The following is a 14409-nucleotide window of genomic DNA, read 5'->3' as shown; positions in this document are numbered from 1 at the left end:
CATCGTGTCTTCGCCGCGGCGGCGGATGTGCTGGTTGGGCGCGGGCTGGCGGGTGATCTCCACCAGGTTGTCGGCTTCGATGGTGTCTTCCTGCATGACGACCGTATCGGCGCCGTCCGGAACCAGGCTGCCGGTGAACAGGCGGATCGCGTGGCCGGGCTTGAGCGCTTCGGGCACGTCGCCCGCATAGCAACGCTGCTGGATGGGCAACCGGCCGCCCGCGCGCCAGTCGGCCACGCGCAAGGCGTAGCCGTCCATGGCGCTGTTGTCGGCCGGCGGAATGTCCACGGTGGCGGTCAGGTCGGCCGCCAGCACGCGGCCGGCGGCGTCGTTCAGGCCGACGTCTTCATGGTGCTGCAGCGGCCCCGCGGCATTGGCCAGCAGGGTCTGGGCTTGGTCGAAATCCAGCATGGGTCAGTTGTCTTCTTGTTGGGGCTTGAAATGCGAAGCGAAGTTGCAGGGCCGGTGGCCGCTGTCGAGCTGTTCGCGCAGGATCTGCGCCCAGGCGGTTTCGCAGGCATTGTTGGAGCCGGGCAGGCAGAAGATCAGCGTCTGGTTGGCGGACCCCGCGAACGCGCGCGACTGGAGGGTGGAGCTGCCGATCTCGGTGTAGGAAATCTGGCGGAACAGCTCGCCAAAGCCGGGGATCTCGCGGTCCAGCAGCGGCAGGATGGCTTCCGGCGTGTGGTCGCGATGCGAGAAGCCCGTGCCGCCCGTCGTCAGGATGATCTGTACTTCAGGGTCGGCGATCCAGTCGCTGATGACACGGCGGATCTGATAGATATCGTCGCGCACGATGTCGCGGCGCACGCATTGGTGGCCGGCGTGCGCCAGGCTGTGGGCAAGCAGGTTGCCGGAGGTGTCGTCCCCCGCGCTGCGGGTGTCGCTGACGGTCAGCACGGCGCAGGCCAGCGACACGGGGACGGGGCTTTCTTCGCTCATGGTTGTTCCTTCTTGGATGCGGTGTCTTCATCCCAGGCATCCGTGCGGTCCTGGTCGGATTGGCGTTGTTCGACCCAGAAGCTGCTGCCGCCCGAGAGCGTTTCGCGCTTCCAGAAAGGCGCGCGGGTCTTGAGCGCGTCGATGATGTATTCGCAGCCGCGGAACGCGTCGCCGCGGTGCGCGCTGGCCGCCGCCACGAACACGATCTGGGCGTTGCGGGGCAGCGCGCCCACCCGGTGCACGATCACGGTGCCGTCCAGGTTCCAGCGCGCGCGGGCGGTTTCGGCGATCGCCTCAAGCTCGCGTTCGCACATGCCGGGGTAATGCTCGAGAAAGAGCGTGTCGGTGGGCGAATCGGGCGCGTAGTCGCGCACGTAGCCCACGAACGTGACAATGCCGCCTACACCGGACCCCGCGCCGTCGCGCAGCGCGGCGGTCAGCGCGGCGCCGTCGAAATCGGCCTCCTGGACGCTGATCATGGCCTCACCCTCCGGTGACGGGTTCGAACACCGCGACCTCGTCGCCGGGCCGGATCGGCGCCGTCGGCTTGGAGTGGGTCTGGTTGATGGCCAGTTTCAGGCGGCCGGCAGGCGCCAGTTGGGGATAGCGTTCGCCCAGTGCGGCCAGCAGTTGCGCGCCCGTGGACTCGCCGTCCAGGGGCCAGCTTTCGCCGCGCTTGCCGACCAGTTCGGCCACGCGGGCGAAGTACAGGAGATCAATCGTTGCGCCATTCACCGCTTTTTCCTCCCGCCTTGTATTTAAGGCGTACTTGTTCGACCACGATGCCTTTGTCCGCGGCCTTGCACATGTCGTAGATGGTCAGCGCGGCCACGCTGCACGCCATCATGGCTTCCATTTCCACGCCGGTCTTGTAGTTGGTGCGGCAGGTGGCCAGGATGTCGATGCGGTGCGCGGCGTCGTCCAGTGAAAAGTCGACGCCGACAAACGCCAGCGGCAGGCTGTGGCACAGCGGGATCAGTTCGGCGCAGCGCTTGGCGGCCAGGACGGCGGCCACGCGCGCGGTGTTGAGCACTTCGCCTTTGCCCTGGCCCGGCTGGGTCAAGAGGCCGTAGGCCACGGCGTTCATGCGCACGCTGGCGGTCGCGATCGCGACGCGTTCGGTGTCCGTCTTGGCGATGACATCGACCATGCGGACCTGGCCGGCTTCATCCAGGTGGCTCAAGGTGGGGGTGGATGGTGGCATGGGAATCGGGATCGAGAATTGTTAATGTTTGAAAAGAGCGGCCCCGGCTGGCCGGGGAGAGCCGCTGTTACGCCTATGATAGACGAGCGCTAACCGGGGCGCGATAATCGCCATCAACTCGTATCAGGAGACTCGCGATGCCCTTGCGGAGCCTTAAGCTTCGGTTCACCCGGCGCGCCGGCAAGATTCTTCTGGGCATCATGGCGGTCGCGTTGATCCTTTGCGGCATCGCCGCATGGCAAGTTCCCAAAGTCCTGCAAAACGTCCTGACCGGGGACGTCTCCAAGATGATTGGCCGCGAGGTTTCCGTCGGCAAGATCAGCTTCAATCCGTTCACCCTGACCGTCCGCGCCCGCGACCTCGCGGTGGCCCAGCCCGGGTCGCAGACGCCGTTGCTGTCGCTGGCCGAACTGGACGTCAGCGCCGCCTGGAGCTCGCTGTTCTGGTTCGCGCCGGTTGTCGACCGTCTGACGCTGCGGCAGCCTAACATCGCCATCGTCCGCGAAGACGTCACGCGGTTCAATTTCTCTGACATACAGCAACGTGTGGCCGAAATGTCGGCCGCCAAGCCCGACGACCCCCCCAAGCCCGACGAAGGGCTGCCGCGTTTTTCACTGAACAACATGGTGATCGAGGGCGGCACCATCACGCTGGACGACAAGGTCACCGGCCGCAAGCAGGTGCTGGACGAGCTGGGTATCGGGGTGCCGTTCATCTCCAACTTTGGCTACGCCACCGACATCGACGTGCAGCCTCGGCTGCACCTGCGCATCAACGGCAGCCCGTTCGACCTGACCGGCGTGGCCCGGCCGTTCGACAAGGTGCCCTCGTCGACGCTGCGCGTTGCGTTCAATGGCCTGCAGCTGGAAAAGTGGGCCGACGTCTGGCCGATGCCGCTGCCGTTCAAGCTGGACAGCGCGCTGCTGGACTCCAACCTGCAAATCGTGTTCGAGCAGCCGAAAGATGCTTCGCCGAAGATCCGCGTGGTGGGAGATCTGGGCCTGCGGCGTTTCGACCTGCGCGACACCGCGGGCGAGCGCCTGGCCGCCTGGAGCGCCCTGACCGTCACCCGGCTGGAACTGGAGCCCATCGCGCGCACGGCCTATGTGGGCGAGGTCGGCCTGTGGGCGCCGCAGATCCACGTGCGCCGCTACGCCAATCAGCATCTGAACTGGCAGGACGTCGTGGCCAAGCTCAAGGAATTGGGCGGCGTGGCGCCTGACGAGACGCCGGTGGCCGACAAACTCAGACGCGACGTCGGTTTGAAGGTGCCGCCGAAGACGGAAAGCGCCAAGGCGGAAGCCGCCAAGCCCGAAAGTTCCAAAGCCGATTCGACAGAGTCCGACGTTTCCAAATCCGGTATCGCCAAACCGGCCCCGGCTGCCATGGCCGGTGCCGCGGCGACGCCGGGGGCAGACGCCGCCACCCCGCCGCCAGCGGCGCCAGCGGCGCCAGCAGAATGGAAGGTCACGCTTGACGCCTTCAACCTGCATGAAGGCGAGCTCTACATCACTGACGCGATCAGCAAGCTGGACTACGTCATGACCGGCATGGCCGCGACGGTGGAAGGCGTGGCGATACCTGAAGTGAAGGATCAGCCCGTCAACCTGTGGCTGACCGTGGATAACAGCACCGACGGGGGCTGGATCCGCGCCAAGGGGCCGCTGGTCTTGAAGCCGCTGTCGCTGGAACTGGGCGTGCGGATGGGCAACGTGGCCCTGGCGCCCTTGGCGCCGGCTGTGCGAAGCGTGGCGCCGATCGTGCTGCTGGATGGCCGTCTGGGCGCGTCGGCGCAGGTCCATGTGCTGGAGAAGAACGGCGCGGCGGATGCTTCCGCCACGTCCGTCCAGGCCGACCTGGCCCAGTTCAAGGCGCGCGACGAATCGCTCAAGCCCGCGCTGGACATCGCCCTGCAAACGCTGCGCGTCACTGCCGACCGGCTGGCGATGGGCCCGGGGCAAAGCAACTTTACGCTGGCCGCCGCAGGGATCCAGGGCAATGGCAAACTGGACCTGAAAGGCATGTTCACGCCGCAGCCGCTGACGCTGAAATCGTCCGTGGACCTGTCCGAACTGAACGTCGCGTCCTTCGCGCCTTACGCCGCCTCCAGCCTGAACGCCACCGTGCGCGCCATCACGCTGGGCGCCAAGGGCGATGTGGATTTCGCCGCTGCGGCGGGTAATGCGCCGATGAAGGTCAACTGGAAAGGCGGCGTCGAAATCACGGGCGTCGATCTGCAGGACCGGGTCAATAACGACGACTTCCTGAACTGGAAGCGCCTGGGATTCTCGGGCATGGACATCTCGGTGGCGGGCGACAAGATCGGGGCCAAGCTGGGCGACATCGCGCTGGAAGACTTCTATGGCCGCATCCTGCTGAACGCGCAGGGCCGCCTGAACGTCATGGACCTGGTCGCGGCGCCCGGCCAGGCCGGCGGCTCGATCACCCAGGACACGCAGACCCCGGGCCGGCAGGCCGCGCCGCCCGCGCCGGCGCCCGCCGCCGCCAAAAGCGGTGCGGGGGCGGGCATGCCGGACATCTCGGTCAACAGCGTCACGCTGTCGCGGGGCCGCATGACGTTCACCGACCGCTTCGTCAAACCCAATTACGTGGCCGAACTATCGGCCATCGAAGGCGCGATCACGGCGGTCTCGTCCACCAATCCCCAGCCTGCCAAGGTCAAGGTGACGGGCCGCGTCTACACCACCGCCCCATTGTCCATCAGCGGTATCGTGCAACCGTTCGCCAAATTCCTGACCCTGGATCTGAAGGCCTCGGCCAAGGGCGTGGACCTGCCGCGCTTCAACACCTATTCGGCCAAGTACGTGGGCTATCCGATCAAGCGCGGCAAGCTGTCGGTAGACCTGGAATACAAGATCAAGGACCGCGCGCTGCAGGCGTCCAACCATGTGGTGCTGAACCAGCTGACCTTCGGCGACAAGACCAACAGCCCGGACGCGACCAAGCTGCCGGTGCTGCTGGCCGTGGCGTTGCTGAAAGACTCGCGTGGCAACATCGACATCAACCTGCCGATTTCCGGGTCGCTGGACGATCCCGAATTCTCGGTGGGCGGCATCGTGGTGCGCGTGCTGCTGAACCTGGTGGTCAAGGCCGTGACGTCGCCGTTCAGCCTGCTGGCCTCCGCCTTTGGCGGTGGCGAGGAACTGTCCTATGTGGAGTTCGCGCCCGGCAGCGCGATGCTGACGGAAGACTCGCAGCAGCGCATCGAAACGCTGACCAAGGCGCTGACGGACCGTCCGGCGTTGAAGATGGACATCAGCGGCCGCGCCGATCCCAAGACTGACATGGAGGGCCTGCGCCAAGCCTGGGTGGACGACCAGATCCGTGCCGCCAAGGCGGCCGCCACCGCGCCGCGCGGCAAGAAGCCGAGCGTGGCGGGCGTGCAGGTGTCGGCGGCCGAGCGGGCCAAGTACCTGGAAGCGGTGTACGACGACGCCGACATCAAGGACAAGCCACGTAATTTCATCGGCATGGCCAAGTCGGTGCCGGCGGACCAGATGGAAGCCATGCTGCGCAGCGTGGCGCCGGTGGGCGACGAGCAACTACGCCAACTGGCCGATGCGCGCGCGCAGGCGGTTTATGAGAAGTTGCAAGCCCAGGAAGGACTCGCGGACCGTGTATTCATCGTTGCGCCGCAGCTGGACGCGGACGGCATCAAGGACGAGGGGCAACCCTCGCGCGTGGACTTCTCCCTAAAGTGAACCCAGCCGGCCATCAGGGGCACGCATGGCGTCCCCGGCCACGCTGTTGCCAGGAGATGCTTGATGAAAGACCAGGACGCGCACTTCGACAGCCTGCTGCCGCCTCTGCGGCTGGACCGGCGGGGCTTCATCGCCACGACGGTCGCGGCGGGCTTTTCCCTGGCCGCCGGCCCCGCCGTCGCGCAGACGGCCATTGCCACCGACGCCAAGGGCCTGACCGCCGGAAAAGTCGATATCCCCACCGCTGACGGCAAAATGCCCGCTTACCGTGCGGCGCCGCAGGGTAAGAAGAATCTGCCGACCGTGATCGTGGTGTCGGAGATTTTCGGTGTGCACGAGTACATCCAGGACGTGTGCCGCCGGCTGGCCCACCTGGGCTATCTGGCCATCGCGCCTGAGTTGTTCGCGCGCCAGGGCGATCCGTCCAAGTACACCGAGATTCCGAAATTGCAGGCCGAGGTTATCGGCAAGGTGCCGGACGTGCAGGTCCAGGGCGACCTGGACGCCACCGCGAAGTGGGCGGCGGCCAATAGCGGCGACGCGGACAAGCTGGGCATCGTCGGCTTTTGCTGGGGCGGCCGCCAGGTATGGCTGTACGCGGCCCACAATCCGAAGTTGAAGGCAGGCGCGGCGTTCTACGGCCAATTGGCGGGCGAACCCAGCGAGCTGAAGCCGAAGTCGGTACTCAGCCTGGTGAACGAACTGAAGGCGCCGGTCCTGGGGGCCTATGGGGGCAAGGACGCAGGCATTCCGCAGACGGACGTGGATCGGATGCGGATCGAACTGGCAAAGGGGCCGGCAGCGGCGAAGGCATCGCGAATCGACGTGTATCCCGACGCGCCCCATGCCTTCCATGCGGATTACCGGCCGTCTTATCGGAAGGCGGAGGCCGAGCAGGCGTGGACTCGGATGTTGGATTGGTTCAAGCAGAACGGCTTGGGATGAAGGACGTAAGCCCCCAAAGGCCGCCCGCGCGGCCGGCCGGGGGCGGGCATCGCAAGATCTCGCAACGAAAGCCTACTGTGCCGGCTCCCCCGGCAGTCCATCGCTTACTTCAGCCAGCGCGTTCTTCATATCCTCGTAGCTGATCACACGTTCGCTCTGAAAGCTTCCGAGCACACCGCGGCATCCATCCACGCCGGACCGCTTCATGTCTTCCATCATGGCCTTTCCTTCGCCTAGTCCCTTCTGGAAAAGCGCCTCGTAGCTGTTCGACGCAAACCCGTATTCCTGGGCGTACTGCGTCAGGTTCTTCTTGGCGGTCGCCTGGTGTTGGGCCAGGTCGGGTTCGGACGCCCCGCAGGCGCGGGCGGCGCCGTTGGAGGCGCCGGCGGCGACCACGAAGGAATCGTATTGGGTCTGTTCGCTCGCGTCCGGCGCGGCCCAGGCCGGGGCGGCGACGGTGGCCAGCATCCAGGCCAGGCCAGTCAGGATCTTGCGCATCGGTGAGTCTCCGCTTGGCGCCCGCGGGCCGGTCGACACGGGCGCGGCGCGGGCATGGGTTGCTCCTGCATTATGGCAAGCAGCCGTTTCCAGTGCGTGAGGCGGGAGTGTGGAGTCGTTTCAGACTGTGCGGTTTTTTTTCCCCGGGGGCGCGTGGACAGCAGGCCGGCCGCGCAGGAACTATGATGGAGGCTGTGAGGCGCTCCTGCTTCAATGCAACACCCCTACATCCTGGAGATTTACATGACGATCAAAGTCGGCGACCGCGTGCCGGATGGCACCCTGACCGAATTCATCGAAACCGAAACCGCCGGCTGCTCGCTGGGCCCCAACGCGTTCCAGGTCGCCGACCTGACCCGCGGCAAGACCATTGCGCTGTTCGCCGTGCCGGGCGCCTTCACCCCCACCTGCTCGGCCAAGCATCTGCCGGGCTACGTCGAGCAAGCCGCCGCGCTGAAGGCCAAGGGCGTGGATGAAATCTGGTGCGTGTCCGTCAATGACGCGTTCGTCATGGGCGCCTGGGGCCGCGAGCAGAAGACGGACGGCAAGGTCCGCATGCTGGCCGACGGCTCGGCGCTGTGGACCAAGGAACTCGGTCTGGAACTGGACCTCGTCGCACGCGGCATGGGCGTGCGTTCGCAACGCTTCTCGGCTCTGATCGTCGACGGCGTCATCAAGCAACTGAACGTGGAAGCGCCTGGCAAGTTCGAAGTCAGCGATGCCGCCACGATGTTGTCGCAAGCCTGATCTAACGTAGTTCCTGTTTTACCGCTCAACGCGGCGGGCCGCCTTCGCAGCCCGCCGTGCTAATGCCAGCAGCGGTTGCCAACGCCATGCTCGCCACCCTCTCTTCTTTCTCGTCGCTGTACTTTGCGACCTTGCTGATGCTTATCGGCACGGGTCTGTTCAACACCTACATGGGCTTGCGCCTGACCGCGCAGTCGGTCAGCGAGGTGTGGATCGGCGTGCTGATCGCCGGCTACTACCTGGGGCTGGTGTGCGGCGCCCGGTTGGGGCACCGGCTCATCATCCGCGTGGGCCATATCCGGGCGTTCGTCGCCTGTGCGGCCATCGCCACCAGCATGATCCTGGCGCAGACGCTGGTCGATTCCATGCCGCTGTGGCTGGTGTTCCGCATCATTTCCGGCGTGGTGATGGTGACCGAATTCATGGTCATCGAAAGCTGGCTGAACGAGCAGACTGAAAACCATCAGCGCGGCCGGGTGTTTTCGGTCTACATGGTGGTGTCCGGGCTGGGCACGGTGCTGGGGCAACTGGCGCTAACCGCCTACGCCACGCTGGACCTGCGCCCGCTGACCCTGGTGGCGATGTGCCTGGTGCTGTGCCTGGTGCCGATCGCCGTCACGGCGCGTTCTCACCCGCCCACGCCGTTGCCAGCGCCGCTGGATATCCGTTTCTTCATGCGCCGCGTGCCGCTGTCGATGACAGTGCTGTTCGTGGCGGGCAACTTGTCCGGGGCCTTCTATGGCCTGGCGGCCGTCTACGGCGCCAAGCATGGCTTGTCCACCTCCCAGGCCGCGATTTTCGTGGCGGCTGCTGTCACGGCGGGCCTGTTGTCGCAATGGCCGATGGGCTGGCTGTCCGACCGCATCAACCGCGCGGGCCTGATCCGCTTCAATGCCTTGCTGCTGGTGCTGCTGCCCACGGTGATGTGGGGCTGGCTGGTGCTGCCCTACTGGGCGATGGTGGCCTTGTCGTGCGTCTTTGGCATATTGCAGTTCACGCTGTATCCGCTGGGCGCCGCATTCGCCAACGACCACGTGGAATCCGAGCGCCGGGTCAGCCTGTCTGCCGTGCTGCTGATGACGTATGGCGTCGGCGCGTGCATTGGCCCCATGGTCGCCGGCCTGCTGATGTCGCTGGCCGGACCCAGCATGTACTACGTCTTCATCTCGGCCTGCGCCCTGATCCTGGTCTGGCAGGTGCGTCCCACGCGGGTCACCGGCGCCCACCAGGTTGACGAGGCGCCCACGCACTTCGTGCCCATGCCCGATACCCTGCAAAGCTCGCCCGCGGCGGCGGTGCTGGATCCGCGCGTGGACCCCGAGAACGATATCGCGATGGAAATGGTGCAGCCCGATCCGTCTGCCGCGCCCACGCCGGCGGTCGTTGAGCCAGCGGATACCCCGGTGGTCGATGCGGCGGTGGTCGATGCGGCGCGAGTCGATGCCGCGGCCACTGATGCTGCAACGACCCATCCTTCGGCAATCGACGCGCCGGCCGCCGACGTCCCGCCGCAGGCCGAGGACGCCGACACGCGCCAGCGTCGTACTGGTACCTGATCCTGTGCGGCTACCAGGGCGCCATCAGTACGATGGCGGCTAGCGCCAGGGCGATGCCCAGCAGGTTCAAGCGCGTCAGCGGTTCCCGGAAGGCCAGCGCGCCGACCAGTGTGCCCAGCGTGATCACGCCCATGTTCATGGACGCGAACACCAGCGCAGGATGGTCGGGCAGCGATTGGTGGGCGCGGATGTAGGTCAGGATATTGCCGAAGTTGGCCAAGCCTAGCGCTACGCCCGCAGCCAGATGGCGGCGCTCCCATCGCACGCGTCGGCACAGCAGGACCCCCAGCATCAGAACGCCTGCCAGCACGAAGGCCAGCAGCAGGCCGCCCGCGAAGGCGGTGCCGGCGCGCGCCACTTGTTTGAACAGGATGTCGATTACGCCGTAGCCCGCCCAGACCACCAGGGGCCAGAGCCAGGCGGCCCGGCTGTCGGCGGGCGTCTGCGCGGCGGCGGCAGGGCGGCGTAACAGACAGGCCAGCGCGCTGAAAGCCAGCAGGATCGCGGCCAGCTTGCGGCCGTTGATGGGTTCGCCGAACAGCGCGAAGGCCGCCAGCAGGGGAATGAAGAGCGACAGCCGCTGCGCCGCGTCGCTGCGCACGATGCCCGCGTGGCGAACCGCCGCCGCCATCGCCAGGAAGACGCTGGGCAGCAGCACGCCCAGCGCCGCCAGGACGGCCCAGGGCGTGTGCGGCGTCACCAGCGTGGACGGGTCCGGGCGCAGCACGACCCAGCAGAGCAGGGCGGCCACCGCGTAGTTCACGGTGATGGCCTGGCGCACGTCCACGTCGTACCGGCGGGCCAGCTTCAGCAGCACCGCGACGGTGACGCTGCACGCGACGCTGGCCAGCAGATACAGGACGCCAGGCGTCAGCGGCACGTGGCGCCTTCGACGGGCTGGTGATGATGCGGCGAGGCGTCCACCCGCAGCCCCAAGCGTTGCAGCAGGCGTTGGTCGGCTTCCATCTGCGGATTGGCGGTGGTCAGCAGCGCGTCGCCGTAGAACATGGAATTGGCGCCCGCCATGAAGCACAACGCCTGCAACGCGTCGTCCATGGCTTCGCGGCCGGCCGACAGGCGCACGGCGGCGCCCGGCATGGTGATGCGTGCCACCGCGATGGTGCGGACGAATTCGAACGGGTCCAGCGCTTCGACGTTGGCCAGGGGCGTGCCTTCGACCTGGACCAGATTGTTGATCGGCACGGACTCGGGGTAGGGCTCCATGCTGGCCAACTGCGCGATCAAGCCTGCGCGTTCACGCCGCGATTCGCCCATGCCGACGATGCCGCCGCAGCACACGTTGATGCCCGCGTCGCGCACGCGGTCCAGCGTGTCCAGGCGGTCCTGGTAGGTCCGGGTGGAAATGATCTTGCCGTAGAACTCGGGCGAAGTGTCCAGGTTGTGGTTGTAGTAGTCCAGGCCGGCCGCTTTCAGCTGTTCGGCCTGGCCGTCGCGCAGCATGCCCAGCGTGACGCAGGTTTCCAGGCCCAGCGCCTTCACCGCGGTCACCATTTCGGCCACGGCTTCCAGGTGATGCGGTTTTGGGCTGCGCCACGCGGCGCCCATGCAGAAGCGCTGCGCGCCGCCGGCCTGGGCGGCGCGGGCGGCAGCAACCACCTCCGCAAGCGGCATCAGCTTGTCCGCGTCCAGCCCGGTGTCGTAATGCGAAGACTGCGGGCAGTAGGCGCAGTCCTCGGGACAGCCGCCGGTCTTGATCGACAGCAGGCTGGACAGCTGGATGGTGTTTGGATCGAAGTGGGCGCGGTGGACTTGCTGGGCGCGATGCACCAGGTCCATGAAGGGCAGTTCGTAAAGCGCCATGACATCGGCGGCGCTCCAGGCGGGCGCGGGCAACGGCTTGGACGTTGTCGGAACGGGGATGTAGGCGGTCTGCATGGACGGGCTCCTGTCGGTCTTACGGAAATCGCGTCGCTTGCCGGAAAGCAAGGACGGGATCGGCGGATCGTAAGAACCTGCGCAGGGTTTGCGCAATGCAGGGGTGCATGCGGAAAATGCAGGGTGGTTAGTGCCTGCTTTGCCGGAAATGGAAGATTTTGGATGCTGCCGAGGATTAACGCGGCGTCATCTTCGCTGACGCCGCAGCCCTGGATATTTTGATTCTAATTGTAAATCTCAGGCCAGGCAGGCTATTCCTTGCCCGGTTTGGTCCGGATGCGAGTGGATTCGTGGCCCGTGATGCCCCGGTCGCGCGCCCACACGATCGCCGCGCTGCGCCGGTGCACGCCGATCTTGCTGTAGATCGTGGCCACATGGTTGCGCACGGTGTTGCGCGACAGCTTCAGGCTTTTGGCGATGCCGTCGTCGTCATGGCCCTGGCACAACAGGCCCAGCACTTCGCGTTCACGGGTCGTCAATTGCGCCAGCTCCGCCACGTCGCGGGTTGCGGGTGCCGGCTCCCGCAGTTGGGCCAGCTTTTCGATGATGCCCCGGCTGAACCACGACGTGTCCTGCATCACCGCTTCGATCGCGGCTAGCAGTTCGGTCTCGGAGCGTTTGCGTTCGGTGATGTCCTGCATCACGATCAGCAGGCGGTGCTGGCCGCCGATCATCACCGGTTCGGCCGACACCAGGCAGTCCAGCTTGCCGCCGTCCTGCGTGCTTAACGTGGCTTCGCGGTTGCGGGCGCTTTCTCCGCGCTGCAGGCTGGCGGCCATGCCCTCGTAAGGCTGCAGCCCCAAATCGGTCAAGGCCTGGCCCACACTGGCCTCAGGCACGGCCCCGGTGACCGCTGCGAACGCTTCGTTGATGTCCAGCACACGCAGGGCGTCGCCTTCGCACACGGCCATCGGCACCGGCGCCAGCCGGAACGCCTTGGAGAAGCGCTCTTCGCTTTCACGCAGCGCGACTTCGGTGCGCTTGCGCGCCTCCAGATCGATGAAGGTGAACAGCATGCAGGGCTCGTCCTGCATATCGATGGGTTGTCCGGCCACCATCACGAATTTCGCGCCGCCATCGGCCGTCTTCACCATGCCTTCGCGTTGCGCGATGGTCTGGCCTTCGTTCAACTTGGCGACTGCGGCTTCCTTGTCCTCGCCCCCGTCCAGCACGTCCAGTTCATACGCCGACTTGCCCAGCACGGCTTCGCGCGTGTAGCCGGTCATCTCCAGGAACCCCTGATTCACTTTCACGTAGCGCAGGTCGGACAGGCGGCAGATCAGCGCCGGCGCCGGATTGGCGCCGAAGGTGCGTTCGAAGCGTTGCTCGGCGTTCAGTTGGGCGGTCTGGTCGTGCAGGATCAGCACGCGGTAGTCGACGCCGTTTTCGCTGTCCAGGTTCAGGCCGCGGGCGCGCAGGTTGCGCAGAAAGTCCTCGTCGTCCTTGCGGCCCAAGTCCACCAGCAGGTCGTCGAACGGTTCGCCGGCAGCCAGGCGGTCCAGCGGATATTGGCGGGCGGCAACGCGATGATGGTTGCGGTAGGTGAGCGTGTAGCGTTTGCGGTAGCCGGCGGGGGTGCCGCCCAATTCCGTTAGCGTGTCGACGCCGTGCAGTTCAAGCGCGCTCTCGTTGGCCCAGGCGATGGCGCCGTCGGGTTCGAGCACGATGATGCCTTCATTCAAACCCGCGATGATGCTTTGCAGGTGTTGGCGATGCGCTTGGGGTGTGGCGGCGTTTTCGGTCACGTAGGCCTCTTCGGTTCGCATGCATGAGCCCACAGGATGAAGGCCCATGACGCTGCTGTCCAGAGAGCAAAACGGACGAGTCTTCGCGGCGGGGGGGAGGGTAGAGAGTGCGGCGGGCGCAGAAAAGCAAAAAGCTCCGGAATCCGGAGCTTCAGCGGTGTGCTGCCATGCGATCAAGCACAAAGTGCTTGGCGGAGCGGACGGGGCTCGAACCCGCGACCCCCGGCGTGACAGGCCGGTATTCTAACCAACTGAACTACCGCTCCGCAGCGGCTTACTTGAACTTCATCACTACACTGCGGTGTCAAGGCAGCTTGGTACTACATGCCAGCAAAGCTGGCGTCCCCTAGGGGATTCGAACCCCTGTACTCACCGTGAAAGGGTGATGTCCTAGGCCTCTAGACGAAGGGGACCTGAACCGAACAGAACTGCAAAACAACTTTACTACGGTACTGCGGTACTGAGTACTGGTGGAGGTAAGCGGGATCGAACCGCTGACCTCTTGCATGCCATGCAAGCGCTCTCCCAGCTGAGCTATACCCCCACAGGGCGCCTTGGTGTCTCACACTACAGACAACAAGGTCTCACACTCTATAAAAGCAAAAAGCCCCGAAGACGGAGCTCTTGAAAGACTCAGAGCGAGAGAGCTTTTGGCGGAGCGGACGGGGCTCGAACCCGCGACCCCCGGCGTGACAGGCCGGTATTCTAACCAACTGAACTACCGCTCCGCAGCGGCTTACTCAACTACTTTGTCACTTCAACTGCACTTATCTACTGCTTTACTGCGACTGCATGCCAAAAAAACTGGCGTCCCCTAGGGGATTCGAACCCCTGTACTCACCGTGAAAGGGTGATGTCCTAGGCCTCTAGACGAAGGGGACCTGGACTTGCAAACTACGTTCTTCGCTGTTGACTGGTGGAGGTAAGCGGGATCGAACCGCTGACCTCTTGCATGCCATGCAAGCGCTCTCCCAGCTGAGCTATACCCCCGTTCTTCTAATCAATTCCTGCCACGTTTTACGACTTGAACACACGTTTTATGGTGCGTTTTTCGTAGTTCGTTGCCGGTTTTGTTTAGTGCCGTTGGCGAAGAAACGAGATTATGCACGAACAAAATCGGGTGTGCAAGTCGCTTTGCGGCAAAAAGCATAAAA

At 65.3% G+C, this 14409-nt stretch carries 12 protein-coding genes, 6 tRNA genes and 1 pseudogene; 4 read left to right on the top strand and 15 right to left on the bottom strand.

Annotated elements, in window-relative coordinates; translation table 11 throughout:
• The 5 genes and pseudogenes from HG262_RS26255 to moaC form a co-directional block, all read right to left on the bottom strand.
• Positions 1 to 411, bottom strand: a pseudogene (locus HG262_RS26255) (molybdopterin molybdenumtransferase MoeA); the annotation flags it as partial.
• Positions 412 to 414: 3 nt separating this feature from the next.
• Entirely contained in the window at positions 415 to 942 is a 528-nt protein-coding gene (moaB, locus tag HG262_RS26250) for a molybdenum cofactor biosynthesis protein B (protein ID WP_169273800.1), read from the bottom strand.
• The gene (locus HG262_RS26245) at positions 939 to 1421 is read right to left on the bottom strand and encodes a molybdenum cofactor biosynthesis protein MoaE (RefSeq protein WP_169273799.1); all 483 of its coding nucleotides are present in this window, start codon (positions 1419 to 1421) and stop codon (positions 939 to 941) included. The genes moaB and HG262_RS26245 overlap by 4 nt, the downstream gene beginning before the upstream one ends.
• 4 nt (positions 1422 to 1425) lie before the next feature.
• Positions 1426 to 1677 carry a MoaD/ThiS family protein gene (locus HG262_RS26240; RefSeq protein WP_169273798.1) on the bottom strand — a complete coding sequence of 84 codons (252 nt, stop codon included), beginning with the start codon at positions 1675 to 1677 and terminating at the stop codon, positions 1426 to 1428.
• A complete protein-coding gene (gene moaC, locus HG262_RS26235) occupies positions 1658 to 2146 on the bottom strand; it encodes a cyclic pyranopterin monophosphate synthase MoaC (protein ID WP_169273797.1) in 489 nt (162 codons plus the stop codon). Before moaC ends, HG262_RS26240 begins: the two co-directional genes overlap by 20 nt.
• Positions 2147 to 2283: 137 nt before the next feature.
• Between moaC and HG262_RS26230 the strand changes: the two genes are divergently transcribed.
• Both HG262_RS26230 and HG262_RS26225 read left to right on the top strand, forming a co-directional pair.
• Positions 2284 to 5868, top strand: a complete 3585-nt coding sequence (locus tag HG262_RS26230; RefSeq protein WP_169273796.1) for a DUF748 domain-containing protein — start codon at positions 2284 to 2286, stop codon at positions 5866 to 5868.
• Between the two features lie 63 nt (positions 5869 to 5931).
• Positions 5932 to 6813: a dienelactone hydrolase family protein gene (locus HG262_RS26225; RefSeq protein ID WP_169273795.1), complete on the top strand. Its 882-nt coding sequence runs from the start codon at positions 5932 to 5934 to the stop codon at positions 6811 to 6813.
• A gap of 72 nt (positions 6814 to 6885) precedes the next feature.
• Here HG262_RS26225 and HG262_RS26220 read toward each other — a convergent pair whose 3' ends face one another.
• Positions 6886 to 7311, bottom strand: a complete 426-nt coding sequence (locus HG262_RS26220; RefSeq protein WP_169273794.1) for a hypothetical protein — start codon at positions 7309 to 7311, stop codon at positions 6886 to 6888.
• A gap of 243 nt (positions 7312 to 7554) precedes the next feature.
• On the opposite strand from HG262_RS26220, the gene HG262_RS26215 reads away from it, so the two are divergent.
• Both HG262_RS26215 and HG262_RS26210 read left to right on the top strand, forming a co-directional pair.
• Complete coding sequence (locus tag HG262_RS26215; protein ID WP_169273793.1) at positions 7555 to 8058, top strand: peroxiredoxin; 504 nt, start codon at positions 7555 to 7557, stop codon at positions 8056 to 8058.
• 86 nt (positions 8059 to 8144) lie between these two features.
• Entirely contained in the window at positions 8145 to 9614 is a 1470-nt protein-coding gene (locus HG262_RS26210; RefSeq protein ID WP_169273792.1) for an MFS transporter, read from the top strand.
• Between the two features lie 10 nt (positions 9615 to 9624).
• Here HG262_RS26210 and HG262_RS26205 read toward each other — a convergent pair whose 3' ends face one another.
• The 9 genes from HG262_RS26205 to HG262_RS26165 form a co-directional block, all read right to left on the bottom strand.
• Complete coding sequence (locus HG262_RS26205; RefSeq protein ID WP_169273801.1) at positions 9625 to 10488, bottom strand: DMT family transporter; 864 nt, start codon at positions 10486 to 10488, stop codon at positions 9625 to 9627.
• Positions 10485 to 11510: a biotin synthase BioB gene (bioB, locus tag HG262_RS26200; protein ID WP_169273791.1), complete on the bottom strand. Its 1026-nt coding sequence runs from the start codon at positions 11508 to 11510 to the stop codon at positions 10485 to 10487. Before bioB ends, HG262_RS26205 begins: the two co-directional genes overlap by 4 nt.
• Positions 11511 to 11761: 251 nt before the next feature.
• Positions 11762 to 13276, bottom strand: a complete 1515-nt coding sequence (locus tag HG262_RS26195; RefSeq protein ID WP_169273790.1) for a helix-turn-helix transcriptional regulator — start codon at positions 13274 to 13276, stop codon at positions 11762 to 11764.
• Positions 13277 to 13444: 168 nt separating this feature from the next.
• Positions 13445 to 13521 (bottom strand) — tRNA-Asp (locus HG262_RS26190).
• Positions 13522 to 13592: 71 nt separating this feature from the next.
• Positions 13593 to 13668, bottom strand: a tRNA-Glu gene (locus HG262_RS26185).
• Positions 13669 to 13723: 55 nt separating this feature from the next.
• A tRNA-Ala gene (locus HG262_RS26180) sits at positions 13724 to 13799 on the bottom strand.
• 107 nt (positions 13800 to 13906) lie between these two features.
• Positions 13907 to 13983 (bottom strand) — tRNA-Asp (locus HG262_RS26175).
• 77 nt (positions 13984 to 14060) lie between these two features.
• Positions 14061 to 14136 (bottom strand) — tRNA-Glu (locus HG262_RS26170).
• A 33-nt stretch (positions 14137 to 14169) separates the two neighbouring features.
• Positions 14170 to 14245, bottom strand: a tRNA-Ala gene (locus HG262_RS26165).
• Between the last annotated feature and the right edge of the window lie 164 nt (positions 14246 to 14409).

The sequence above is a fragment of the Achromobacter sp. Bel genome (genome assembly GCF_012928505.1).
Classification (GTDB): domain Bacteria; phylum Pseudomonadota; class Gammaproteobacteria; order Burkholderiales; family Burkholderiaceae_B; genus Achromobacter.
This window is presented reverse-complemented; position numbering and strand designations above follow the sequence as displayed.